Consider the following 22954-nt stretch of genomic DNA (forward strand, 5'->3'; position numbering starts at 1 on the left):
ATGGCAAGGCGGCGCGCAGACGCCCGAAGCGGGGAGAAGTGGTTTAAATGTTTGCCCTTTTTGCACCGGTCCGCAAGGTGACCCTGACCGTTTTCGCGCTGCTGGCAACCTTCGCCGTGGCCGGGTGCGAACCCGTCGCGATGACCCGCGGCCCCACGATCAACACCTCCAAGCCGGTTCCGGTGGCGCTTCTGGTGCCGCGCAGCTCGCCCCAGTCGGGTGATGCCGTTCTGGCGCAAAGCCTTGAAAATGCGGCCAGAATGGCGATCGGAGATCTCGGACGCGTGAGTATCGACCTGCGCGTCTACGACACGGCGGGCAACCCCGACACCGCCGCCGCGGCAGCCCGCCAGGCCGTGAATGACGGCGCCAAAATCATCCTCGGACCGGTCTATGCACAGGCGGCGAATGCCGCGGGGCTGGCGGTGCTCAACCGCAACGTCAATCTCCTGTCCTTCTCGAACAACCCGCAGATCGCCGGCGGCAACGTGTTCATCCTTGGCCCCACCTTCGACAACACCGCGCGCCGGCTGACCGAATTCGCGGTGCGGCAGGGCAAGGGCAACATCCTCGTCATTCACAGTTCGGACCAGGCCGGGAAGCTTGGCCGTGACGCGATCATCGCGGCGATCGGCGCCAGCGGTGCAACGCTGGCGGGCACGGTCTCCTATGACCGGAACCAGCAAAGCGTGATCGACTCGATCCAGCTGGTCAAGGACATGGTCGCCAGCACCGGAGCCCAGTCGATCTTCCTGACCGCGACCACTGCCGGCGCCCTGCCCCTTTACACGCAGCTTCTGCCCGAGGCCGGCATCTCGCCCGACCAGATCCAGTTCATCGGTCTGACCCGCTGGGACATCCCCGTGCAGACGCTGGAGCTGCCGGGGGTGCAGGGCGGATGGTTCGCCCTGCCCGATCCGGCCAAGATGGAACAGTTCAAGGCCCGCTATCAGGCCACCTACGGGGGCGCGCCGCACCCGATCGGCGGACTGGCCTATGACGGCATCGCCGCGATCGGCGCGCTGGTGGGGGCGGGCAAGGCCGATGCGCTGACCGGCGCGGCGCTGACCCAGCCCGCCGGTTTCCAAGGCGTCGGCGGCATCTTCCGCCTGCGCCCGGACGGCACCAACGAACGCGGCCTCGCCGTGGCCACGATCCAGAACAAACAGGTGGTTGTGATTGACCCTGCCCCGACAAGCTTCTCCGGCGCCGGGTTCTGACCCGGCCTCCACCGCGCCCGCCCTGCCGGATCCGCCCGGGCCCCTGATCTGCGCTCCCGAACGGATCTTCGATCCGGCCGCGGTGTGGCGCGAAATCGAGGCCGCCGCGCAAACCGCACAGGACAATGCCGCCCTGCGCACCGCCACGGTGGACATCCTGCGCAAGACGATCCGCTCGGGGCGCGCGGCCATCGCCGCCGCCTTCGCCGAAGACCCCTTTGCCGCACGGCCCCTGACGCGGGCCTATACCTGGCTGACCGACGGGGTGGTGACGACGGTGCTGGCGGTGGGCAGGACATGGCTGCACCCCCGCCCCAACCCCACCGCGGGCGAGCGCATCGCGGTCCTGGCCGTGGGCGGCTACGGGCGGGGCGAAATGGCGCCCTTTTCGGATGTGGATCTGCTGTTCCTGACGCCCTGGAAGCTGACCGCCTGGGCCGAAAGCCTGATCGAATCGACGCTCTACATGCTGTGGGATCTGCGCCTCAAGGTCGGGCATTCCTCGCGCACCATCAAGGACTGCCTCCGCCTCGGGGGCGAGGATTTCACCATCCGCACCGCGCTTCTGGAACAGCGCTTCCTGACCGGAGACGAAAGCCTCGCGGCGGAACTGGACACGCGGCTGCGCGAAGACCTCTTCAAGGGCAGCGAGCGCGAATTCATCGAGGCCAAGCTTGCCGAACGGGAAGAGCGCCACCGCAAGCAGGGCCAGCGCTACATGGTCGAGCCCAACGTCAAGGAGGGCAAGGGCGGCCTGCGCGACCTGCAATCGCTGTTCTGGATCGCCAAATACATCTACGGCGTGCGCGACGTGGCGGAACTGGTGCCGCTGGGCATCTTTCTGCCCGAAGAGTTCGAAACCTTCCGCCGGGCCGAGGATTTCCTCTGGGCGGTGCGCGCCCACATGCACCTGATCACCGGGCGGGCGACCGAGCAGCTGACCTTCGACCTGCAGGTCGAGGTGGCCGCGCGGATGGGCTACGAGGACAGCGCCGGGCGCCGCGCGGTGGAAATCTTCATGCAGCGCTATTTCCGCGAGGCCACCGCCGTGGGCGAGCTGACGCGGATCCTGCTGACCAAGCTGGAGGCCGCCCACGTCAAGAGCGCCCCGCTGCTGGAGCGAATCTTCCGCCGCCGCCCCCGCGTGCGCGCCGGCTACCGGGTGGTGCACAACCGCCTCGACGTGAAGGACCCGGAGGGCTTCCTCAAGGACAAGGTGAATCTGCTGCGGCTGTTCGAGGAGGCGCTGCGCACCGGGCTGCTGATCCACCCGGACGCGATGCGGCTGGTCTCGGCCAATCTGCATCTCATCGACGACGAGATGCGCAACGACCCCAAGGCGCAGAAGATCTTCCTCGACCTGCTTCTGGAGCACGGCAACCCCGAACGCGCCCTCAGACGGATGAACGAACTGGGCGTGCTGGCCGCCTTCATCCCCGAATTCGAGCCGGTCGTGGCGATGATGCAGTTCAACATGTATCACAGCTATACGGTGGACGAGCACATCATCCAGTGCATCGCCCAGCTGGCCAGGATCGAGAAGGGCGAGCTGATCGAGGATCTGCCGATCGCCTCGGCCATCCTGGAGGAGGGCATCAACCGCCGGGTGATCTATGTGGCGCTGCTGCTGCATGACATCGCCAAGGGCCAGCCGGCGGATCATTCGATCCTGGGCGCGCAGATCGCGCGCAAGGTGGCGCCGCGGCTGGGCCTGGATGCGCGCGAGAGCGAGACGGTTGAATGGCTGGTGCGCTATCACCTGCTGATGTCGGACATGGCGCAGAAACGCGACATCGCCGATCCGCGCACGGTGCGCGATTTTGCCAAGGCCGTGCGCACGGTGGAGCGGCTGGACCTGCTGACGGTGCTCACGGTCTGCGACATTCGCGGCGTCGGGCCCGATACCTGGAACAACTGGAAGGCGGTGCTGCTGCGCGCGCTCTACCGGCAGACGCGGGTGGCGCTGGAATCGGGGATGGAGGCGCTCAACCGCGAAAACCGCGGGGAAGAGGCGAAAAGGGCGCTGCGCGAGGCGCTCTCGGACTGGCCGAAGGAGCTTCTGGACAAGGAGATCGCCCGCCACTACCCGCCCTACTGGCAGGGGCTGCACGTCACCGCCCATGTGGTCTTTGCCCGGCTGCTGCGGGAGTTCGAGGAAAAGGGCGACCCGGGCGAGATCCTGATCGATCTCTACCCGGACGAGGATCGCGACGCCACGCGGGCCTGCTTCGTGATGGTGGACCATCCCGGAATCTTCGCGCGCCTTGCCGGGGCGCTGGCGCTGGTGGGGGCGAATGTGGTCGATGCCCGCAGCTTCACCAGCAAGGACGGCTATGTGACCGATGCCTTCTGGATCCAGGATTCCGAGGGCCACCCCTTCGAGGCCAGCCGCCTGCCGCGCCTGACCCAGATGATCCGCAAGACGCTGCGGGGCGAGGTGATCGCCCGCGAGGCGCTGCGCGCGCGCGACCGGATCAGGAAGCGCGAACGCGCCTTCGAGCGGCCCACCCATATCACCTTCGACAACGAGGGATCCGAGATCTACACGATCATCGAGGTGGACACCCGCGACCGCCCGGGGCTGCTATACGATCTGGCCCGCACGCTGGCGGCAAACAATGTCTATGTCGCCAGCGCGGTGATCGCGACCTATGGCGAGCAGGTGGTCGATACCTTCTATGTCAAGGACATGTTCGGACTGAAATACCACTCGAAGGCCAAGCAGAAGGCACTGGAGCGGAAACTGCGCAGGGCGATCGAGGAGGGCGCCGAGCGCGCCGGAAGGTGACCGGACGACGACGGAGCAAGGGCTTTCGAAAGCCCTTGCGAAAGCCGGTTCGAACCGGCTTTCCTGCCCTGTTTCGGGGGGCGCGCGACTTCGGGGCCGCATGCGCCAAGCTGTTTCAAAACACCTTGGGCGCGCTTTTTCCTTTACCGGTGCCGCGAACCCGGTAATCAGGACCGGACCGTCCGAGCGGACCCGACCACCAAAGGCGCGCCGATGAAACCCATCCGCCTGATATCCGGCTTTCTCACCGTCGGCGGCTGGACGCTGGCCAGCCGGGTTCTGGGTTTCGTCCGCGACGCGATGATCCTGGCCTTCCTCGGCACCGGTCCGGCCTACGAGGCCTTCGTGGTCGCCTTTCGCCTGCCCAACATGTTCCGCCGCTTCTTCGCGGAAGGGGCGTTCAACATGGCCTTCATCCCGATGTTCTCGAAGAAGCTGGAGGCCGAAGAGGATGCCAGGGGCTTTGCCGAGGATGCGTTTTCCGGGCTGGCGGGCGTGCTGATCGCCCTGACGCTGCTGGCGCAGGCGGTCATGCCCTGGCTGATCTGGGGGCTGGCCAGCGGTTTTGCCGGGCAGGAACAGTTCGCGCTTTCGGTCGAATTCGGGCGGATCGCCTTTCCCTACATCCTGTTCATCTCGCTGGCGGCGCTGCTGTCGGGGGTGCTGAACGCGACGGGGCGGTTTGCGGCTGCTGCCGCCGCGCCGGTGCTGCTGAACGTGATCCTGGCCGCGGCGATGGCGGCGGCGGCGGCGGCGGGGGGCGACGTGGCCCGGGCCCTGATCTGGGCGATTCCGGTGGCCGGCATCGCCCAGCTTGCAATCGTCTGGGTCGCTGCCCGGCGGGCCGGCTTTGCGCTGCGCCTGCGCCGGCCGCGGCTGACGCCGGAATTGCGTCGGCTGGTGGTCATCGCCGTTCCGGCAGCACTTGCCGGCGGCGTGGTGCAGGTCAACCTTCTGGTCGGCCAGCAGGTGGCCAGCTATTTCGACCGCGCGGTGGGCTGGCTGTTTGCCGCCGATCGTCTCTACCAGCTGCCGCTGGGCGTGGTGGGCATCGCCGTGGGGGTGGTGCTGCTGCCCGACCTCTCGCGGCGGCTGGCCGCCCGTGACGACGACGGGGGCCGACATGCCTTCAGCCGGGCGGGCGAGATATCCCTTGCCCTGACCATCCCCGCGGCGGTGGCGCTTATGGTCATTCCGCTGCCGCTGGTATCGGTGCTGTTCGAACGCGGCGCCACCACCGCCGCCGACAGCGCCGCAATCGCGCAGGCGGTGGCAATCTACGGGCTGGGGCTTCCGGCCTTCGTGCTGCAGAAGATCCTCCAGCCGCTGTTCTTCGCCCGCGAGGACACGGCATCGCCCTTCCGCTATGCGGTCGTCGCCATGGTCGTGAACGCGGTCCTCGCGATCGGCATGGCTCCGGTCATCGGCTGGATCGCCCCGGCCATCGCCACCACCGCCGCCGGCTGGTTCATGGTTCTGCAACTGGCCCGCGGGGCCCGGAGCTTCGGCTCCGTGGCCCGGTTCGACGACCGTTTTCATCGCCGGATCTGGCGCATCGGCGTGGCCTCGGCGGTGATGGGGCTGGCGCTTTTCGGGGGGCAGGCGGCACTCGGGGAATGGCTCGAGGCCGCCGGCTGGCGCTATGGTGCGCTGGCCGTTCTGGTGTTCACGGGCATGGCGGTGTATTTCGTGACCGGCCATCTGATCGGCGCCTTCCGCCTGTCCGAGTTCCGGCAGATGATGCGCCGGCGCAGGGAGCGACAGGATGACTGACCGCAGCCTTCCCCTGACCTGCCCCGCCGGCGCTGTGCTGTTTCGCCCCGGCGAGGAGTGCCCCGGCTTCGTCCGCCTGAGATCGGGCATCATCCGCGTCACCCTGACCGCCCCCAACGGGCGCGAGCTGGTGCTTTACCGGGTGCAGCCGGGAGACGTGTGCCTGCAGACCTTCGCCTGCCTGACCGAGGGCCGCCGCTATTCCGCCGAAGGGGTGGCCGAGACCGATCTTGTCGGCGAAATCCTGCCGCATGAGGAATTCAGCCGCCGCCTGGGCGAAGATCCGGATTTCCGGGCCGAGATCCTGGCCGCCGTGGCCCGCCGTTTTGCCGATTACGAACAACTGGTCGAGGACGTGGCGCTGACCGGATTCGACGCCCGCCTTGCCCGCGCCCTGCTGCGGCTGGCCGGAGACGGCGACGAGATCGAGATCACGCATGAGGCGCTGGCTGCGGAAACCGCCTCGGGGCGGGCCTTTGTCAGCCGGCGGCTGGGGGAATTCTCGCGGCAGGGGCTGGTGGAATCGGGGCGACGGCGCGTGCGTCTTCTCGATCGCCGGGGGCTGGAGCGGATCGCGGCCGACGCGGACTGACCGGCCGGGGGAAGATGCGGGGAGGCGAAAAGGGGGCGCTGCCCCCGTCGCGGCAAGCCGCGACTCCCCCGGAGTATTTGGGGCAAGAGGAAGGAGGCGGAGAACCGTCGGGCATGGCCTGCAGAGCGCTCCGGCGGTGTCAGTTCACCGGCCGGATCAGCCTGCGCTCCAGAACCCGCAGCACTGTCTTCAGGTCGTGGCCGCGCTTGAGTATCCGCCCATCCATGCCGACCACCGCGTACTGCCCCTGCCGGTTGCGCAGGCGCGGCGTCTTTTCCACGCGATAGAGCGGCTGTTCCGCCGTGCGGCGGAAGATCGAGAAGACGGCAGTATCCTTCAGGCAGGAAATCCCGTAGTCGCGCCATTCGCCTGCCGCCACCATACGGCCATAGACGGACAGGATGGCCAGAAGTTCGCTGCGATCGAACGAGACCTGAACCGAAGCCGGGCCAGTTGCGAATGGGCTGGAAGGCTGGATGGTCATGCGCACAGCGTTGCGGCATTTCCGACACAAATCAAGCCCCCGCCCGGCAAGGGACGCGCCGTTGTGCCTGGCAGGCCATCTCTGGAAGGGGCCGAAACGACCCGCCTCAGGCAAAGCTGCCATGGCAGAACCAGCCCGACGGCATCGTGCCGCCATGGGCGTAGAACAGCCACAGCCGGTCGGCCGCCGTCGTCACCACCACCCAGTAGTCGCGCACACCCGAGCGCCAGTCGGGGTCGTCCAGCCACCATTCGGGCGCGATGCGCTCGGGCCCGGTGGCATGGGCCGCCTCGTGGTCGCGCCCGCGCCAGCGGAACCGCGCCGGAAGCCGGGGGGTATCGGGGGCGGAGAGCGGCTCGGGCCGCCATAGCAGCAGCGGTCGGGCAGCGGGCGGTGCGGGCCAGTCACGGGCCGGTTCGGACCATGCCGCCGCCATGACCGTCGCCGTCCTTTCCGGGATGTGACTGGCGGCCGGATGCAGGCGGGTGATCGCCTCCAGCCCGATCCGCGCGCCTAGGCGCCCAATCAGGTCGTCGAGCCCGGCACCGCCCGCCTGGCGCCTGGCCGCCCGCTGTCCGGCCTCCAGGCGGCCGGAGATGGTGCGGGCATGGAGCGGCTCGGTACGCACGGCCTCCAGCCGCAGCATGTCGAACCCGAACCCCGCATCAATCCGGTCGAGCTTCATCTCCAGCAGCGGGCGGATGCGCGCGGCCTCCCATGACGGGCGCGCCAGGCCGACGGTGACGATTTCGGCCGTCCGGTCGGTGCGATGCGCCTCGAACCGAAGGATGCGCGCGCCTCGCCCCCGTTCCTGCAGCCGCGCGCAGAGGCGTGGCAGCATCCGGTCAATCCCTGCCAGAAGATCCTCTTTCAGCCCGATCGGCTCGGGCAGGGTCAGGCGCGTGGCAAAGCGGTCCGGCGGGCGGGCGGGCGAGATCGGCTCGGGCACGCTGCCGATCGCCTGATCGAGCCGCAGCACCAGCCGGCGCCCGAACCGCCGCGCCAGCGCCGCGCGGGGCTGGCCCAGCAGGTCGCCGATCCGTCGCAGGCCCAGGCGGGAAAGCTGCGCCACCGTGGCCTCGTCCAGCCGCAGCGCCGCCACCGGCAGCGGCGACAACGCCCCGTATGTCCGGCCGGGCGGCGCGATCCGAGAAGCACCCGCCTCGGCCTCTACCCGCGGCACCGGGTGGGCACAGGACCGCTGTCGCCGGGTCGCCCGCGAGCGGGTGGCGCGCGCCTCCTGATCTATGGCATCGCCACTGCGATCCGGCCCCGCCCCTCGCCCCGCGAATCGCGCCAACGCCCAGGCCCCGCCCGGCGTGTCGGCCAGCCCCGCCCGCACGGTCAGCCCCATGGCGGCGCAATCGGCCTCGATCCGGTGGCACAACGCTTCTTCACCACCGAAAAGATGTGCACACCCCGTCAGATCGATCAGCAGCGCATCGGGGGGATCCTCGGCCACCCAGGGCGAGAACTGCCCCGCCCAGCGCCGCAGCGCGGCGAGAAACGCCGCCTCGGCCGATACGTTACGGACACGCACGACGAGACCGGCGCAGATGGCAAGAGCGTCCCGCAGCGGCTGCCCCACCTGCACCCCCGCCGCACGAGCCCCGATCCCGAGCGAGACAACCACCTGCATGTTGCCCCGCTCTTCCACCACGACCAGCGGCCCCGACGGCAACCCGCGCCCGGTGCGCTCCAGCCTCTCGGCCCCGAGATGGGGAAACCACAGGGAAAGGATGCGGCGACCTGACATCGAGAACCAACATGTTCGTTTTTCGTTCGCATTCTGATAGCGAAAACCGAGTCGAAAAGAAATGCAAAGACGGGACATCCCGGCCAGGCCGCTCATGCCACGCCCCGGGGGCTTCATCTCGCCGCAAATACTCCGGGGGTGTGGGGGCTGGCCCCCACGTCTTCCCGCGATTATGGTCCAGCCATGACTCGCACCGACAGAAACCGCCCGCTCTACGCCGTCCTCATCGACGCCGACAACATTCCGGCAAAACACGCTGCCGCGATCCTTGACGAAATCACCTCGTTCGGGGAACCGGCCCTGCGCCGGGTCTATGGCGACTGGTCGTCAGGACGGTTGAGCGCCTGGACACGGGTCGTGCGCGACCTCGGCCTGGTGGCGCATCAGGAAACCGCCAACACCACCGGCAAGAACGCCTCCGATATCGGCCTCGTCATCGATGCCATGGACATCCTGCACAGCGGCCGCTTCGACGGCTTCGTGATCGTCTCGTCCGACAGCGACTTCACCGCGCTGGCCAACCGCATCCGCGAACAGGGCCTCGACGTGATCGGGATCGGTGAATCCAAGGCACCGGTCAGCCTGCGCAACGTCTGCAACCGGTTCATCCTGATCGAGAACATCATCGCCGACCGCGACCCCAGGGCGACCGAGGTCAAGCCCGCACGCACCCGGCCGGACAAGGCGATCCCCCTCATCATCGAGGCAATGAACCAGATCGACCCGGATCAGGAATGGTTCCCGCTGGGACAGATCGGGCAGGCCATCATCGCCCGTCATCCCGATTTCGACACCCGCACCTATGGCGAGTCCAAACTCAGCTCGCTTGTCGAGCGGCTCAAGCGGTTCGAGATCCGCCGCGGCGACGGCAACCAGCCCATGGTTCGCCGCGTGGACTGAGCCGGGCCGGGCACGCCGGCCTCGCGTTCAGGCGGTACCGTAACGGGCCATGAACGTTTCCACCGCGTGGCGCACGACCTCCTCGATCTCGTCCTCGGAAAACTCCGCCTGCACCCCGAACACGGCCCGTGGCCAAAGCCTGGCCTTGCACAGTTCGGAAAACTGGTCGGCCGCCATCCCCACATCCTCGATCGCCAGTTCGCCGCGCGCCACCGCGCAGGACAGGTATTCCGACAGCCGGCGGCGCCCCATTTCCGGCCCGTTCGCGTAGAACGCTCGCGCCAGATCGGGAAACCGTTCCTGTTCGGCCACGCAGATCCGGAAGATCCGCAGCGCGAACCGCGACAGCATGAAGGTCACCGCGTGACGGGCCACCACGGTCAGGACCTCGCGCGGGGGGCGGCTTTCGTCGATCGTCTCGGTGATCCGTTCCGCCATCCGTTCGCACTCGCAGCGGGCGATCTCCTTGAACAGCACGCGCTTGTCCGGGAAATAGCTGTACAGCGTCGCCTTCGAGACGCCGGCGGCACGCGCAATGTCGTCCACGCTGGCGCCTTCGAACCCGTCTGCCAGGAACACCTCGCGCGCCCCCTTCAGCACCTGGTCGAACTTGCGCCCCTTGCGCGGTACGGTGGTGATCTCGTTCATCGGCTCTCCCGCCCTTCGCGATCAGTGTAAACCGTCCGGTTCAGTTCGGGCAAGCTGCCGCATCCGGTTGCGCTCGCCACTGCGCGCCCTATAAGCTGGAATCGTTCTAAACCGGAGCAGCCACATGCAGTTCTTCTCTTCGCGCAAGCGGTTCAGCGACCTGACGGAACAGGAAGTCCTTGCCCTGGCGATTTCGTCCGAAGAGGACGATGCCCAGATCTACCGCAACTATGCCGAGCGGCTGCGCAAGGACTATCCCGACACCGCCCGCATCTTCGATGACATGGCGCGGGAGGAGGACGAGCACCGCAAGCGGCTGATCGACCTGCACAATGCCCGTTTCGGCCCGGTGATCCCGCTGATCCGGCGCGAACATGTGGCCGGGTTCTACGCGCGGCGCCCCGTCTGGCTGGTGGAAAATCTCGGGATCGAACAGATCCGCGCCGAGGCGGAAGAGATGGAGCGTCAGGCCGCGCATTTCTATCTCACCGCCGCAAAGCGCACCACCGACGCGGCCACGCGCAAGCTTCTGGGCGACCTGGCGGCCACCGAGGCGCAGCATCAGCACATGGCCGGCGAACTGGCCGAGGAACACCTGGATGACGAAACCCGCGCCGCGGAAGAGCGCCACTCCCACCGCCAGTTCGTCCTGACCTGGGTGCAGCCGGGGCTGGCGGGGCTGATGGACGGGTCGGTCTCGACCCTGGCCCCCATCTTTGCCACCGCCTTTGCAACCCAGGATACATGGACAACCTTCCTTGTCGGCGTGGCGGCCTCGGTCGGGGCGGGCATTTCCATGGGCTTTACCGAAGCCGCCTCGGATGACGGAGAGCTGTCCGGGCGCGGCTCGCCGCTCAAGCGCGGGCTGGCCTCGGGCGTCATGACCACCGTGGGCGGGCTGGGGCACGCCCTGCCCTACCTGATCCCCGCCTTCTGGACGGCCACGATCCTGGCCGGCATCATCGTCTTCATCGAACTGTGGGCGATTGCCTGGATCCAGAACCGCTACATGCAGACGCCTTTCCTGCGCGCCACCTTCCAGGTGGTGCTGGGCGGCGCGCTGGTGCTGGCGGCCGGCGTGCTGATCGGCAGCGGCTAAAGCGCCCGCCACATGCTCGAAGTCTTCATCCGCACCCTGCCCTTCTTCGCCATCATCGGGCTGGGGTACTGGGCCGGGCATACCCGGTTCTTCACCCAGGAGGCGACCGCCTTCCTGACCAAGTTCGTGTTCTTCTTCGCGCTGTCGGCAATGCTGTTCCGCTTTGCCGCCACCCTGCCCTTTTCCGAGATCTTCGACGGCCGCCTGATTGCCGGCTATCTGTGGGGGACCGCCTTCGTCTACGGCATTGCCACCGCCGTCGCCTTCCTGCGGCGGCTGGACGTGCCCACCGCCGCCATCGAGGCCCAGTGCGCCGCCATCGGCAATACCGGCTTTCTCGGCCTGCCGATGCTGGCGGTCCTGTTCGGAGAAGCCGCCATCGGCCCGATCATGCTGGCCCTGTCGGTCGATCTGATCGTGTTTTCCAGCCTGATCGTGATTCTCGTCAGTGGTGGGCGCGACGGCACGCTGTCGTGGGCGACCTTCCGGTTGATCGGCGCGGGGCTGCTGCGCAACCCGATGATCATGTCAATCACCGCCGGTCTGATCTGGTCGGCGCTGTCGCTGCCGGTGCCGGGCGCGCTTGATGATTTTCTCACCATCCTGGGCGGGGCGGCAACGCCGGGGGCGCTGTTCGCGATCGGCGCGTCGCTTGCCGCCCGCAGCGCCGAACGGGTCCGGATCGCGGCATGGCTGGGGTTTGCCAAGCTGATCCTGCACCCGCTGTTCGTGGCTCTGGGGGTGCTCTACATCTTCCCGATCGACGCCTTTTCGGCGGCGGTGGTGATTTCGACCGCGGCGATGCCGGTTGCGGGAAACGTGTTCATGCTGGCCCAGCATTACGGCATCGCCCCGCATCGTGCCTCGGCCGCGATCCTGCTGTCCACCGCGGCCAGCATCCTGACCATCCCGACGATCATCTCCTGGGTCGGAACCTTCTGACCAGCCCTCGCGCCACGGCCCGGGCCGGGGACGCAGCTCAGGCCTTGCGGCGCAGGCGGATCACCACATCGACCGAGGCGACCTCCACCCCTTCCGGCGGCTCGGGCAGGCGCCGGATTTCAAGCTGGTCGGCGGGGGCATCGGAAAGACGGCCCTCGTCCTCCCAGTAGAAATGCGGGTGATCGTGGGTGTTGGTGTCGAAATAGCTTTTCGACCCGTCCACGGTGATTTCCTGCAGCACGCCGGCCGCGCAGAAGGCACGCAACGTGTTGTAGACGGTCGCCAGGGACACCGCGGCACCAGCCTCGCGGGCGGCCTCGAACAGGCTTTCGGCGGTGACGTGGCGGTGCTGGCCGTCACCGACCAGAAGTTCGGCCAGCGCAAGCCGCTGGCGCGTGGGCCTGAGACCGGCCCCGGTCAGCCACTCGGTGGCGATGGTCTGGCTGCGGGTCGTCATGCGCGTTCCGTCTTTCCTTCCCTTCCATATATGACGCAGGCAGGTTGGAATTCAATTGAATTTCATTCGCAGCTTCTCGCGCGGGCAGGTTGTCGCCCCGGCGGCTTGCGCTCTTGCAGCGGTGGCGGGCCCGGTGATAGACGGGCGCAAAGGCGCCTGGCAGGCAGGCGCTCAAGGAAGGAGACGCGGCAGCATGGCCCGATACCCGACAAGCTTCGACAAGGAAGCCCTGCTGAAATGCGCGCGAGGGGAACTTTTCGGCCCCGGCAATGCGCAGCTTCCGGCCCCGCCGATGCTGATGGTGGACCGGATCACCGACATCAGCGCCGATGGCGGCGAACACGGCAAGGGCCATGTGGTGGCCGAATTCGACATTCACCCCGACCTGTGGTTCTTCGAATGCCACTTTCCCGGCAACCCGATCATGCCCGGATGCCTCGGGCTTGACGGGCTGTGGCAGCTGACCGGGTTCAACCTGGGCTGGCGCGGCTGGCAGGGGCGCGGCTATGCGCTGGGCGTGGGCGAGGTGAAGCTGACCGGCATGGTCCGGCCCGACCGCAAGATGCTGACCTATCACATCGATTTCACCAAGGCGATCCAGACCCGCCGCCTGACCATGGGCGTGGCCGACGGCCGGGTGGAGGCCGATGGCGAAGTGATCTATCTGGTCAAGGACATGAAAGTGGCCCTGTCCGAGAGTTGACCACCGGCCGCAGGGCGGTCAAGCTTGGACGAAATTCGCAACAGGAGAACGCATATGCGTCGCGTCGTCGTTACCGGTCTGGGGATCGTGTCCTCCATCGGCAACAATGCCCGAGAAGTGGTGGACTCGCTCAAGGCCGGCAGGTCGGGGGTCGAAACCAGCCCCGACATGATCGAACACGGATTCCGCAGCCAGATCGCCGGCACGCTCAAGATCGACGTGACCGAGCATGTGGACAAGCGCACGCTGCGCTTCATGGGGCCGGGCGGGGCCTATGCCTATATCGCGATGAAAGAGGCGATTGCCGATTCCGGCTTGGAAGAGGCCGATATCGTGAACCCGCGCACCGGGCTGGTGGCCGGGTCGGGCGGCCCGACGACAAGCGCGCTTCTGGTTGCGCATCAGACGGTTCTCAAGACCGGAGCCACCAAGCGTATCGGCCCCTTCGCCGTACCCAAATGCATGTCGTCCACGGTCAGCGCCAACCTCTCCACCGCCTTCAGGATCAAGGGCATCAACTATTCCATCACCTCGGCCTGCTCGACCTCGCTGCACTGCATCGGCAACGCGGCCGAACAGATCATGATGGGCAAGCAGGACGTGATGTTCGCCGGCGGCGGGGAAGAGCTGGACTGGACCCTGTCCTGCCTGTTCGATGCGATGGGCGCGATGAGCAGCAAGTACAACGACACGCCCGAACGGGCCTCGCGCGCGTTTGACGCCGATCGCGACGGGTTCGTGATCTCGGGCGGTGGCGGCATCGTGGTTCTGGAAGAGCTGGAGCACGCCCTTGCCCGCGGTGCGAAGATCTATGCCGAGGTGACCGGCTACGCCGCCACCTCGGACGGGCACGACATGGTGGCCCCGTCGGGAGAGGGCGGCGAACGGGCCATGCGGCTGGCCCTGTCCACCCTGCCCGAGGGGCGCGAGGTCAGCTACATCAACGCCCATGGCACCTCGACCCCGGTGGGCGATGTGGGCGAGGTCGAGGCCGTGCGCCGGGTGTTCGGCGAGGGCAGCACGCCGCCGATCAGCTCGACCAAATCGATGACCGGCCACGCGCAGGGCGCCGCCGGCGCGCTGGAGGCGATCTTCAGCCTGCTGATGCTGGACAATGACTTCATCGCGCCCTCGATCAATGTCGAGACGCTGGATCCGGCGATCCGGCCCGGCGAAATCGCCACCGAGGCGGTGATGAATGCCGGCCTCGACAGCGTGATGACCAACAGCTTCGGCTTTGGCGGCACCAACGGGTCGATGATCCTTTCCAGGTATCGCGGGTAAACGGGCCATGACCATGCAGTTGCAGGGCAAGCGCGGGCTGATCATGGGCGTTGCCAATGAACGCTCGATCGCGTGGGGCATCGCCAAAGCGATGCATGAGGCCGGCGCCGAGCTGGCCTTTACCTACCAGGGCGAAGCCTTCGGCAAGCGGCTGGCACCGCTGGCCGAAAGCGTGGGCTCGGATTTCATGGTCGACGTGGATGTCACCGACGACGCATCGCTGGACACGGCTTTCGCGGCGCTGGCCGAGCGCTGGCCGACCATGGATTTCCTGGTTCACGCCATCGCCTATTCGGACAAGGCGGAACTGACCGGGCGGTTCATCAATACCAGCCGCGAGAATTTCAAGAGATCCCTGGACATCAGCGCCTATTCCTTCATCGAGGTCGCCCGGCGGGCGCATCCGCTGATGAAAGAGAACGGGGGCACGCTGCTGACGCTGACCTATCAGGGCTCGCTCCGCGTGGTGCCCAACTACAACGTCATGGGCGTGGCCAAGGCGGCGCTGGAGGCGGCCACGCGCTACCTGGCCAACGATCTGGGCCCCGAGGGCATCCGCGTCAACGCGATCTCGCCCGGGCCCATGAAGACGCTGGCCGGTGCGGCGATCGGCGGGGCGCGCAAGACCTACAAGTTCACCGAGGCAAACGCGCCACTGCGATCGAATGCGACGCTGGATGCCGTGGGCGGCACGGCAGTATGGCTTGCCTCGGACGCGGGGCGCTTCACCACCGGCGAAATCGTCCGGGTCGATGGCGGCTACCACGTATTGGGAATGCCTCAGCCCGAAAACATGTGATCGCAACACTTGGCGGCCTTTCCGCGAGGTTTCCCGCGGAATTTCACCAAGGCGCCGCAAGAAGGTCACAGTCCGGCGCTAACCGGGGGGCATGGCACGGGATGGTTTCATCATCGACGACCCTTCGGATGCGCCGCAACGGCGCCCGCTTTCACATCGTCTGGTTCTGCTTGCGGTGGTTGCCACCTGCGGCCTTCTGGTGGCAATCGCGTTTCTGGCCGAAGAAAGCATGTTCGACCGGCTGGAGAAGGCGACCGGTCAGCTGACCGAACAGATCGGGATGGTCCTGCCGAACCCGGTCGAGAGCGTGCCCGTGGCTCACAGCATCGACCCTCCGCCCCCCGTCGAGATCATCCCGCAGGGTGCGGGTGTCAGCGCGGCCGCCAGCCCTGGTGACTGACGGCCGCGGCCGGAATCGTATTTCAGCCGATAGAGACCAGTTCGATAGCGAAGGTCAGGTTCTGACCTGCCAGCGGATGGTTGGCATCAAGCGTCACTTCGGTTTCGGTCACCTCCACCACCGTCACCGGCACCACCTGACCCTGCGGCGTCTGCATCTGCAGCATGGTCCCGATCTCCAGCGGGATGTCCTCCGGGATGCCTTCGCGCGGCACCGCCTGGCGCATCTCGGGATTGACCGGGCCGTAGGCCTCGTCGCAGGGGATGTTCACGGTCTTCGTCTCGCCCACTTCCATGCCCGGAAGCGCCTTGTCGAGGCCGGGGATGATCTGGCCGGACCCGACCTGGAACTCCAGAGGATCGCGCCCCGCAGAGCTGTCGAATGTTCTGCCGTCATCCAGCGTACCGGTGTAATGGATGCGAACGGTGTCGCCGGTCTTCACTTGGGTCATATATGCTCCGATCCTTCGGGAGTTGCAGAAAGCCCCAGCCTACAGGGCCTGCGGGGGATGTAAACCCGACCGCGTCAAACCGTCCCGTTCCCCCCCTTCAGCCTTGCCCGGCTTTGCGCCCATTTCTCGATGAAGCGGTCCTCGTCCCCGTAATCCATGAAGTCGGCATAGCGCTCATGCACCCCGCGCACCCTTGCGGCATGCTTGATCGGGCACCAGTAGGCCTCGGTCCGCGAGGCGATCTCGCGCACATAGGCGATCAGGCCGTTGGCATAGCCGCAATAGACGCAGTTCAGTTTCTGCAACGCGTTGAGATAGGCAAGGTGATGACGGTCGATGACGATGAAATCGCGCCGCGGCACGCGCGGGATGCCATAGACCGGAAAACAGATCCGCTGATACAGGGTGACGGCCAGGTCGAGCAGCACCAGCGGCACGATCAGCCCGTAGATCACCGGCGCGGTCAGCACCACCAGCGGACGCGTCGCCGACAGGAAGTCGCGCAGGCGCATCCGCGCGGCGCGGTGGCGTTCGCGAACGCCCTCCTCGAACACCACGCGTCCCCGCTCCAGGTGATAGCGCAGACGCTGCCGGCGCGCCTCCCATTCGGCGTCAAGTTGCCGCTGCAGATCGCGAATCCGGTCGCGCAATGTGTCGATCCTGCTTGCCATGGCCCGATGTTCCCCTGTCTGTGGCACGGTGAAGGACAAGATAGGCACCCCCCTTCCCTGTCGCCAGCCACCGTGCCACTGTCGCCGGAGAAAGGGGAATGACCGATGCCGATCACCACCTGCGTTTTCGATGCCTATGGCACGCTGTTCGATGTCTCGGCCGCTGCACGCCAGGCCGCCGCCGGGCCGGAGTTTCCGGCCCTGGCCGGGCGCTGGGCCGAGCTTGCCGCGCACTGGCGGACGAAGCAGCTGCAATATACATGGCTGCGCGCAATCGCCGATGCCCATGCCGATTTCTGGTCCGTCACGCAGGACGGGCTGGACTGGGCGCTGGAGGCCACCGGCCTTGACGGGGACCCGGCGCTGCGACGGCGGCTGCTGGATCTCTACCGGGAACTCCAGGCCTACCCGGAGGTGCCGGGGATGCTGGAGGCCCTCAAGGAAGCGGGGCTGAAGACCGCGATCCTTTCGAACGGCTCGCCCGACATGCTGGACGGGGCGGTGAGATCGGCCGGGATCGGGGGCGTTCTCGATGCGGTTCTGTCGGTGGAAAACGTCGGCGTCTTCAAGCCCGACGCGCGGGTCTATGCGCTTGTCGGGCAGCACTTCGGCTGCGCCGATGACGAGGTCCTGTTCGTGTCGTCGAACGGGTGGGACGCGGCGTCGGCGGCGGGGTTCGGCTTTGTCAGCGTCTGGGCCAACCGCGCTGACGAGCCGATGGAACGCCTGCCGTGGAAACCGGCGCATGTGGTGGCGGACCTGACCGGCATTCCGGCGCTGGCGGGCATCCGGTGACGGGGCCGGCAGCAATCGCCGGGCAGCGGGGCGGGCCGGGGGAATCGGCATGACCTCGCTGGCCATGATCGAGGCCGCCGCCGGGCGGCTGGCCGGCCGCGCCCGCCGCACGCCGCTGCTGAGCGCCCCCGCCCTTGACGAGATTGCCGGGCGGCGGGTGCTGGTGAAGGCGGAATGCCTCCAGCATACCGGCAGCTTCAAGTTCCGCGGCGCCTGGGCGGCAATCTCGGCGCTGGATCCGGCGCTGCGGTCGCGCGGGGTCATCGCCCTTTCCAGTGGCAACCATGCCCAAGGCGTGGCGATGGCGGCGCGCAGCAGCGGCGTGCCGGCGGTGATCGTGATGCCGCGCGACGCCCCGCGGGCGAAGATCGAGGGCACCCGCGCGCTGGGGGCCGAACTGGTTCTCTACGACCGCGCCAACGACGACCGCGACGCCATCGCCGCCGAGCTGGCCGATGCGCGCGGGCTGACGCCGATCCGGCCCTTCGACGACCCGGCGGTGATTGCCGGGCAGGGCACGGTGGGGCTGGAAATCGCCGAACAGGCCGCAGAGCTCGGGGTGAGCCGGGCCGAGGTGCTGGTGCCCTGCGGCGGCGGCGGGCTGAGCGCGGGCGTCGCCCTGGCACTGGAGGCACGCGCGCCGGGCATGCGCCTGCGCCCGGTCGAGCCCGAGGGCTTTGACGACACCGCCCGTTCGCTGGCCGCGGGCCGGATCGTCGGCAACGACCGGCTTGCCGGTTCGATCTGCGACGCGATCCTGACGCCTGCGCCGGGCCGGCTGACCTTCCCGATCCTCAAGCGCCTGTGCGGGCCGGGCCTTGCCGTCACCGACGATCAGGCCATGCGGGCCGTGGCAGAGGCCTTCGCGCGGCTCAGGATCGTGGCCGAACCGGGCGGGGCGGTGGCGCTGGCGGCGGCGCTGTTTCACCGCAGCCGGATCGAAGCGGACACGGTGATCGTGGTCGTCTCGGGGGGCAATGTGGATGCAGCGCTGTTCCGCACGGCGCTGGAACGCTTTGCGCCGTAACGCTTTGCGCCGCGCCGGCCGCTTCGATATACCCGTTGCCGGACACGAGGGGGAAATGATCCATGCACATGGCCGATCTGGGGGATGTTCAGCTGCACTACCGCATCGACGGCGACCCCGAGGGCGCGCCGGTGGTCTTTGCCAATTCGCTGGGCACCGATCTGCGGCTGTGGGATGCGGTGGTGCCGCTGCTGCCGAAGGGGCTGCGTATCATCCGCCATGACAAGCGCGGACATGGGCTGTCCTCGCTGCCGCCGGGGCCTTACACCATGGGCGCGCTGGTGCGCGATACCGAACGCCTGCTCGACCGGCTGGAGGTCCGCGACTGCGTGTTCGTGGGCCTCTCGATCGGTGGCATGATCGCCCAGGGGCTGGCGGTGAAGCGGCCCGACCTGGTGCGGGCGCTGGTGCTGTCCAACACCGGCGCGAAGATCGGCACGCCCGAGATCTGGGACGAACGCATCGCCGCAGTGAAGGCGCACGGGATCGAGGCGCTGGCCGATGCCACCATGGAGCGCTGGTTCACCCGCGCCTTCCGCGCCACACCGGAGCTGGCGCTGTGGCGCAACATGCTGGTGCGCCAGCCGGCCGAGGGCTATGCGGGCTGCTCGGCGGCGATTTCGGGAACCGATTTCTACACTACCACCAGCGGACTGCGCCTGCCGGTGCTGGGCATTGCCGGGTCGGATGACGGCTCGACCCCGGCCGATCTGGTGCGCGAGACCGTGGATCTGGTGCCGGGGTCGCGCTTTCACCTGATCCGCCGCGCCGGCCACCTCCCCTGTGTCGAGCAACCGGCGGAATATGCCCGCATCCTGACCGATTTCCTGCGCGATGTGGGGCATCTCTGATGGCCGCATCCCTGTTCGACAGCGCCATCTTCGCGCGCCTCTTTCCCACCGGCGAGGCGGGGAAGCTGTTCACCGACAGCGCCGAAATCCGCGCCATGCTGCTGGTCGAGGGGGCGCTGGCGCGGGTGCAGGGCGCGCGCGGGATCATTCCGGCCGAAAGCGCCGCGGCAATCGACCGCGCGGCGATGGAGGTCGGGATCGATCCCGCGGGGCTGGCCGAAGCCACCGGCGAAAACGGGGTCTGCGTGCCCGGCCTCGTCGCGGCCTTCCGCGAGGCGATGGCGGCACCTGAACATGCGCAATACGTCCACTGGGGCGCCACATCGCAGGACGTGATCGACACCGCCCTGATGCTGCGGCTGCGCCGGGCTCTGGCGCTGATCGAGACCGATGTGAAGGCGATGCTTGGTGATCTGGCGCGGCTGGCCGAAGCCCATGCCGATCTGCCGATGCCGGCCCGGACCTTCGGCCAGCACGCGAATGTCACCAGTTTCGGCGCGGTGGTGGCGGGCTGGGGCTGGCCCCTGGCGGGGCTGCTGGAAGAGCTGCCCGGTCTGCGCGAGGATTGCCTGCTGGTGTCGCTGTCGGGGGCGACGGGGACTGCCTCGCAGCTGGGTCCGCAGGCGGCGGCGCTGCGGGCGGATCTGGCCGCCGCGCTGGGGCTGTCCGATCCCGGCCGCGACTGGCACACCGACCGGGGTCCGGTGCTGAAGATCGGCGGCTGGCTGGCCCGCCTGACGATCGCCCTTGGCAAGCTGGGCGAGGATGCGGTCGAGCTGGCGCAGACCGGGGTCGGGGAACTGGATCCGGGAGGGGCGGGCGCGTCCTCGACCCTGCCGCAGAAGCGCAACCCGGTGGCGCCATCGGTGCTGGTCGCGCTGTCCCGGCAGGTGGCGGGGCTTGTGGGCATCCTCCAGAACGCAGCGGTTCAGCGTCACCAGCGCGACGGCGGAGCATGGTTTGCCGAGTGGATGTGTCTGCCGCAGATCGTCCTGGGGGCGGCCGCGGCGGCCCGCATTGCCCGCGGGTTGAGTGCCGCAATGGCGCCCCGCCCCGAAGCGATGGCTGCGGCGTTGGAGGCCACGGGGGGCCTCATCCACGCCGAGGCGCTGAGTTTTGCACTGGCATCCTGCCTGCCGCGACCCGAGGCGCAGGCCGCGACCAAGGCATTGTGTGGCGAAGCGATGGAAAGTGGCGCCTCGCTGACCGATCTGGTGGCGCGGGACTGGCCCCGGCTTGATGTGGCCACCCTGTTCGATCCGTCGCGGCAGATGGGGCGAGCGCCCGACGAGGCCCGCGCCTTTGCCGCCGCCGCGCGGGCGCTTGCCGGCTGAGCCGGCAAAAGATCGCGCCGGCGCGGGGGAAACAGGGGGGGGGGGAAAGGGGTGCACGCGCCTGCCGGGGGCTCTGCCCCCGTCGCCCGTGCCGGGCGACTCCCCCGGGATATTTGCAGGCCAGAAAAAGAACGTGACGGCGCGACGCCGGAGATCTCTTGTCTGTGGCGCGCGCCCGGTTCACGGTAGCGGGAAGCTGGGACGGAGCAGGAGGAGGGAGAAAAGCGCCATGCAGAAGATCAAGGCCGCCCTGTGCCGGGAATTTGGTGCGCCGCTGGTGATCGAGGACATTCACATCGCCCCCCCCGGCATGGGCGAGATCGAGGTGACGCTGGGCGCGGTCGCGGTCTGCCATTCCGACATTTCCTATGCGGAAGGCGCGTGGGGAGGCCCCCTGCCCGCCGTTTATGGACACGAGGCTGCGGGTACGGTGACTGCGGTCGGCCCCGGCGCGGGCGGGATCGAGGCGGGAGATGCGGTAATCGTGACCCTGATCCGCGCCTGCGGGTCGTGCCCGTCCTGTGCCTCGGGCAGGCCGACCATCTGCGAGGCGCCGATCGATGGCCTGAAGGGGCCGATCACGACCGTCGATGGCGAGCCGCTGTTTCAGGCCATGGCCTGCGGGGCATTCGCGGAAAAGGTCGTGGTGGATCACAGCCAGGTCGTGAAGATCCCGCAGACCATGCCCAAGGACGTGGCCTGCCTGCTGTCATGCGGTGTCATCACCGGCGTGGGCGCAGTGGTGAACGCGGGCGGGATTCGGCCGGGCCAGGACGTGGTGGTGATCGGGGCCGGCGGCGTGGGGCTGAATGCCATCCAGGGCGCGCGCATTGCCGGCGCCAGGCGCATCGTCGCCGTGGACATGAGCGAGGAGAAGCTTGAAGTCGCCCGCGAATTCGGTGCGACCCACGGAGTTCTGACCACCGAGAAATCGCCGTGGCGGGCCAGCTACAAGGCGCTGGGCGGGCGCGGGGCGGACCTGGTTCTGGTCACCGTGGGGGCGATTGCGGCCTATGAACAGGCGCCGCGCTACCTGTGTCGGGGCGGGCGGGCCGTTCTTGTCGGCATGCCGCATTCGGGCGAAAAGGCCCGCTACGAACCCGTGGTCATGGCCGCCATCGGCCAGGGCATGATCGGCTCCAAGATGGGCGACGTGGTGATCCAGCGCGATATCCCGTGGATGATCGACCTCTATGAACAGGGGCGGCTGAAGCTGGACGCGCTGATCTCGGGGCGCTGGCGGCTGGAGCAGATCAACGAGGCAATCGCCGACACCAGGGCCGGCGGCGCGCGGCGCAACGTGATCGTCTTCGGAGACTGAGGCATGTTCGACTATTCGCTGCTGCACTGGACCACCTTCTTCGGGGCGGCGGTTCTGCTGAACCTGTCGCCGGGGCCGGACATTGCTTTCATCCTGGGACGGACCGCGCAGGGCGGGCGGCGCGCCGGATTTGCCGCGATGTTCGGCATCTCGGCCGGCGCCTTCGGCCATGTGCTGATGGCCGCGCTGGGGCTGTCGGCGGTGCTGGTGGCCTCGGCCACAGCCTTCACGGCGGTGAAGTGGATCGGGGCGGCCTATCTGATCTGGCTGGGCGTGCAGGCGCTGCGCTCGGGCGGCCGGCGCTTCGTGTCCGGGGCCGCGGGCGGGCCGCCGCCGCGCCCGGGCGCGGTGTTCCGGCAGGGCATCCTGATCGCGCTGCTCAACCCCAAGGTGGCGGTGTTCTTCCTCGCCTTCCTGCCGCAGTTCGTGGTGCCCGGCGCCGGGCCGGTGCCGGCGCAGCTGCTCCTGCACGGGATGCTGATCATCGCCGTCGCGGCACTGGTCGAGCCGCTTCTGGTGGTGCTGGCCCATCGCCTCATGGCCGGACTGCGGGACAACCCGACCTTCGGGCGGTGGATGGACCGGACCCTGGGCGTGCTGCTGGTGGCGCTGGGGCTGAAGCTGGCACTGTCAGGCGAGGCGCGATGAGATGAGCCGGC

23 protein-coding genes are annotated in these 22954 nt (G+C 68.1%); 17 read left to right on the forward strand and 6 right to left on the reverse strand.

What is annotated here, in order from left to right; all coding sequences use genetic code 11:
- The first annotated feature begins 47 nt into the window (after positions 1–47).
- From ACZ5CM_RS13310 to ACZ5CM_RS13325, 4 genes are all read left to right on the forward strand, one after another.
- On the forward strand, positions 48–1220 hold the full coding sequence (locus tag ACZ5CM_RS13310; protein ID WP_464639266.1) for a penicillin-binding protein activator: 1173 nt from the start codon (positions 48–50) through the stop codon (positions 1218–1220).
- The gene (locus ACZ5CM_RS13315) at positions 1180–4008 is read left to right on the forward strand and encodes a [protein-PII] uridylyltransferase (RefSeq protein ID WP_464639268.1); all 2829 of its coding nucleotides are present in this window, start codon (positions 1180–1182) and stop codon (positions 4006–4008) included. Before ACZ5CM_RS13310 ends, ACZ5CM_RS13315 begins: the two co-directional genes overlap by 41 nt.
- Positions 4009–4221: 213 nt before the next feature.
- Positions 4222–5781 carry a murein biosynthesis integral membrane protein MurJ gene (gene murJ, locus ACZ5CM_RS13320; protein ID WP_464639270.1) on the forward strand — a complete coding sequence of 520 codons (1560 nt, stop codon included), beginning with the start codon at positions 4222–4224 and terminating at the stop codon, positions 5779–5781.
- Positions 5774–6373 (forward strand): Crp/Fnr family transcriptional regulator, encoded by a 600-nt coding sequence (locus ACZ5CM_RS13325; RefSeq protein ID WP_464639272.1) that lies wholly within the window; start codon positions 5774–5776, stop codon positions 6371–6373. The genes murJ and ACZ5CM_RS13325 overlap by 8 nt, the downstream gene beginning before the upstream one ends.
- A gap of 139 nt (positions 6374–6512) precedes the next feature.
- Here ACZ5CM_RS13325 and ACZ5CM_RS13330 read toward each other — a convergent pair whose 3' ends face one another.
- Together ACZ5CM_RS13330 and ACZ5CM_RS13335 are read right to left on the reverse strand one after the other, a co-directional pair.
- Positions 6513–6857, reverse strand: a complete 345-nt coding sequence (locus tag ACZ5CM_RS13330) for a DUF2794 domain-containing protein (protein ID WP_464639273.1) — start codon at positions 6855–6857, stop codon at positions 6513–6515.
- Positions 6858–6963: 106 nt separating this feature from the next.
- A complete protein-coding gene (locus tag ACZ5CM_RS13335) occupies positions 6964–8613 on the reverse strand; it encodes a Y-family DNA polymerase (RefSeq protein WP_464639275.1) in 1650 nt (549 codons plus the stop codon).
- 183 nt (positions 8614–8796) lie between these two features.
- Here ACZ5CM_RS13335 and ACZ5CM_RS13340 point away from each other — a divergent pair, with 183 nt between their 5' ends.
- Complete coding sequence (locus ACZ5CM_RS13340; RefSeq protein ID WP_464639276.1) at positions 8797–9513, forward strand: NYN domain-containing protein; 717 nt, start codon at positions 8797–8799, stop codon at positions 9511–9513.
- Between the two features lie 27 nt (positions 9514–9540).
- Here the strand turns inward: ACZ5CM_RS13340 and ACZ5CM_RS13345 are convergent, their stop codons facing one another.
- Positions 9541–10161: a TetR/AcrR family transcriptional regulator gene (locus ACZ5CM_RS13345; protein ID WP_464639278.1), complete on the reverse strand. Its 621-nt coding sequence runs from the start codon at positions 10159–10161 to the stop codon at positions 9541–9543.
- 124 nt (positions 10162–10285) lie between these two features.
- Here ACZ5CM_RS13345 and mbfA point away from each other — a divergent pair, with 124 nt between their 5' ends.
- Positions 10286–11260 carry an iron exporter MbfA gene (gene mbfA / locus ACZ5CM_RS13350; protein ID WP_464639280.1) on the forward strand — a complete coding sequence of 325 codons (975 nt, stop codon included), beginning with the start codon at positions 10286–10288 and terminating at the stop codon, positions 11258–11260.
- 12 nt (positions 11261–11272) lie between these two features.
- Entirely contained in the window at positions 11273–12202 is a 930-nt protein-coding gene (locus ACZ5CM_RS13355) for an AEC family transporter (protein WP_464639282.1), read from the forward strand.
- Between the two features lie 37 nt (positions 12203–12239).
- On the opposite strand, the gene irrA is transcribed toward ACZ5CM_RS13355, so the two are convergent.
- Positions 12240–12659 (reverse strand): iron response transcriptional regulator IrrA, encoded by a 420-nt coding sequence (gene irrA / locus ACZ5CM_RS13360; RefSeq protein ID WP_464639284.1) that lies wholly within the window; start codon positions 12657–12659, stop codon positions 12240–12242.
- Between the two features lie 193 nt (positions 12660–12852).
- Between irrA and fabA the strand changes: the two genes are divergently transcribed.
- The 4 genes from fabA to ACZ5CM_RS13380 all read left to right on the forward strand — a co-directional run bounded on the left by fabA (position 12853) and on the right by ACZ5CM_RS13380 (position 15845).
- Positions 12853–13362 carry a bifunctional 3-hydroxydecanoyl-ACP dehydratase/trans-2-decenoyl-ACP isomerase gene (fabA, locus tag ACZ5CM_RS13365; RefSeq protein ID WP_464639286.1) on the forward strand — a complete coding sequence of 170 codons (510 nt, stop codon included), beginning with the start codon at positions 12853–12855 and terminating at the stop codon, positions 13360–13362.
- Positions 13363–13416: 54 nt separating this feature from the next.
- Positions 13417–14646 carry a beta-ketoacyl-ACP synthase I gene (fabB, locus tag ACZ5CM_RS13370; RefSeq protein ID WP_464639288.1) on the forward strand — a complete coding sequence of 410 codons (1230 nt, stop codon included), beginning with the start codon at positions 13417–13419 and terminating at the stop codon, positions 14644–14646.
- A gap of 7 nt (positions 14647–14653) precedes the next feature.
- Positions 14654–15445 (forward strand): enoyl-ACP reductase FabI, encoded by a 792-nt coding sequence (locus ACZ5CM_RS13375; RefSeq protein WP_464639290.1) that lies wholly within the window; start codon positions 14654–14656, stop codon positions 15443–15445.
- A 91-nt stretch (positions 15446–15536) separates the two neighbouring features.
- Positions 15537–15845, forward strand: a complete 309-nt coding sequence (locus tag ACZ5CM_RS13380) for a hypothetical protein (RefSeq protein ID WP_464639292.1) — start codon at positions 15537–15539, stop codon at positions 15843–15845.
- Positions 15846–15867: 22 nt separating this feature from the next.
- On the opposite strand, the gene ACZ5CM_RS13385 is transcribed toward ACZ5CM_RS13380, so the two are convergent.
- Positions 15868–16296, reverse strand: a complete 429-nt coding sequence (locus ACZ5CM_RS13385; protein WP_464639294.1) for an FKBP-type peptidyl-prolyl cis-trans isomerase — start codon at positions 16294–16296, stop codon at positions 15868–15870.
- Between the two features lie 74 nt (positions 16297–16370).
- Positions 16371–16967: a hypothetical protein gene (locus ACZ5CM_RS13390; protein WP_464639295.1), complete on the reverse strand. Its 597-nt coding sequence runs from the start codon at positions 16965–16967 to the stop codon at positions 16371–16373.
- A 105-nt stretch (positions 16968–17072) separates the two neighbouring features.
- Between ACZ5CM_RS13390 and ACZ5CM_RS13395 the strand changes: the two genes are divergently transcribed.
- From ACZ5CM_RS13395 to ACZ5CM_RS13420, 6 genes are all read left to right on the forward strand, one after another.
- Positions 17073–17762, forward strand: a complete 690-nt coding sequence (locus ACZ5CM_RS13395; RefSeq protein ID WP_464639296.1) for a haloacid dehalogenase type II — start codon at positions 17073–17075, stop codon at positions 17760–17762.
- A gap of 49 nt (positions 17763–17811) precedes the next feature.
- Complete coding sequence (locus ACZ5CM_RS13400; RefSeq protein WP_464639298.1) at positions 17812–18789, forward strand: threonine ammonia-lyase; 978 nt, start codon at positions 17812–17814, stop codon at positions 18787–18789.
- 62 nt (positions 18790–18851) lie between these two features.
- Positions 18852–19640 (forward strand): 3-oxoadipate enol-lactonase, encoded by a 789-nt coding sequence (pcaD, locus tag ACZ5CM_RS13405; protein WP_464639300.1) that lies wholly within the window; start codon positions 18852–18854, stop codon positions 19638–19640.
- Positions 19640–20974 carry a lyase family protein gene (locus ACZ5CM_RS13410; RefSeq protein WP_464639302.1) on the forward strand — a complete coding sequence of 445 codons (1335 nt, stop codon included), beginning with the start codon at positions 19640–19642 and terminating at the stop codon, positions 20972–20974. Before pcaD ends, ACZ5CM_RS13410 begins: the two co-directional genes overlap by 1 nt.
- A gap of 229 nt (positions 20975–21203) precedes the next feature.
- The gene (locus ACZ5CM_RS13415) at positions 21204–22295 is read left to right on the forward strand and encodes a Zn-dependent alcohol dehydrogenase (protein WP_464639304.1); all 1092 of its coding nucleotides are present in this window, start codon (positions 21204–21206) and stop codon (positions 22293–22295) included.
- Positions 22296–22298: 3 nt separating this feature from the next.
- Positions 22299–22943, forward strand: coding sequence for a LysE family translocator (locus ACZ5CM_RS13420; RefSeq protein ID WP_464639305.1), 645 nt, complete (start codon positions 22299–22301; stop codon positions 22941–22943).
- The last annotated feature ends 11 nt before the right edge of the window (positions 22944–22954 follow it).

The sequence above is a fragment of the Piezobacter thermophilus genome, assembly GCF_055386745.1.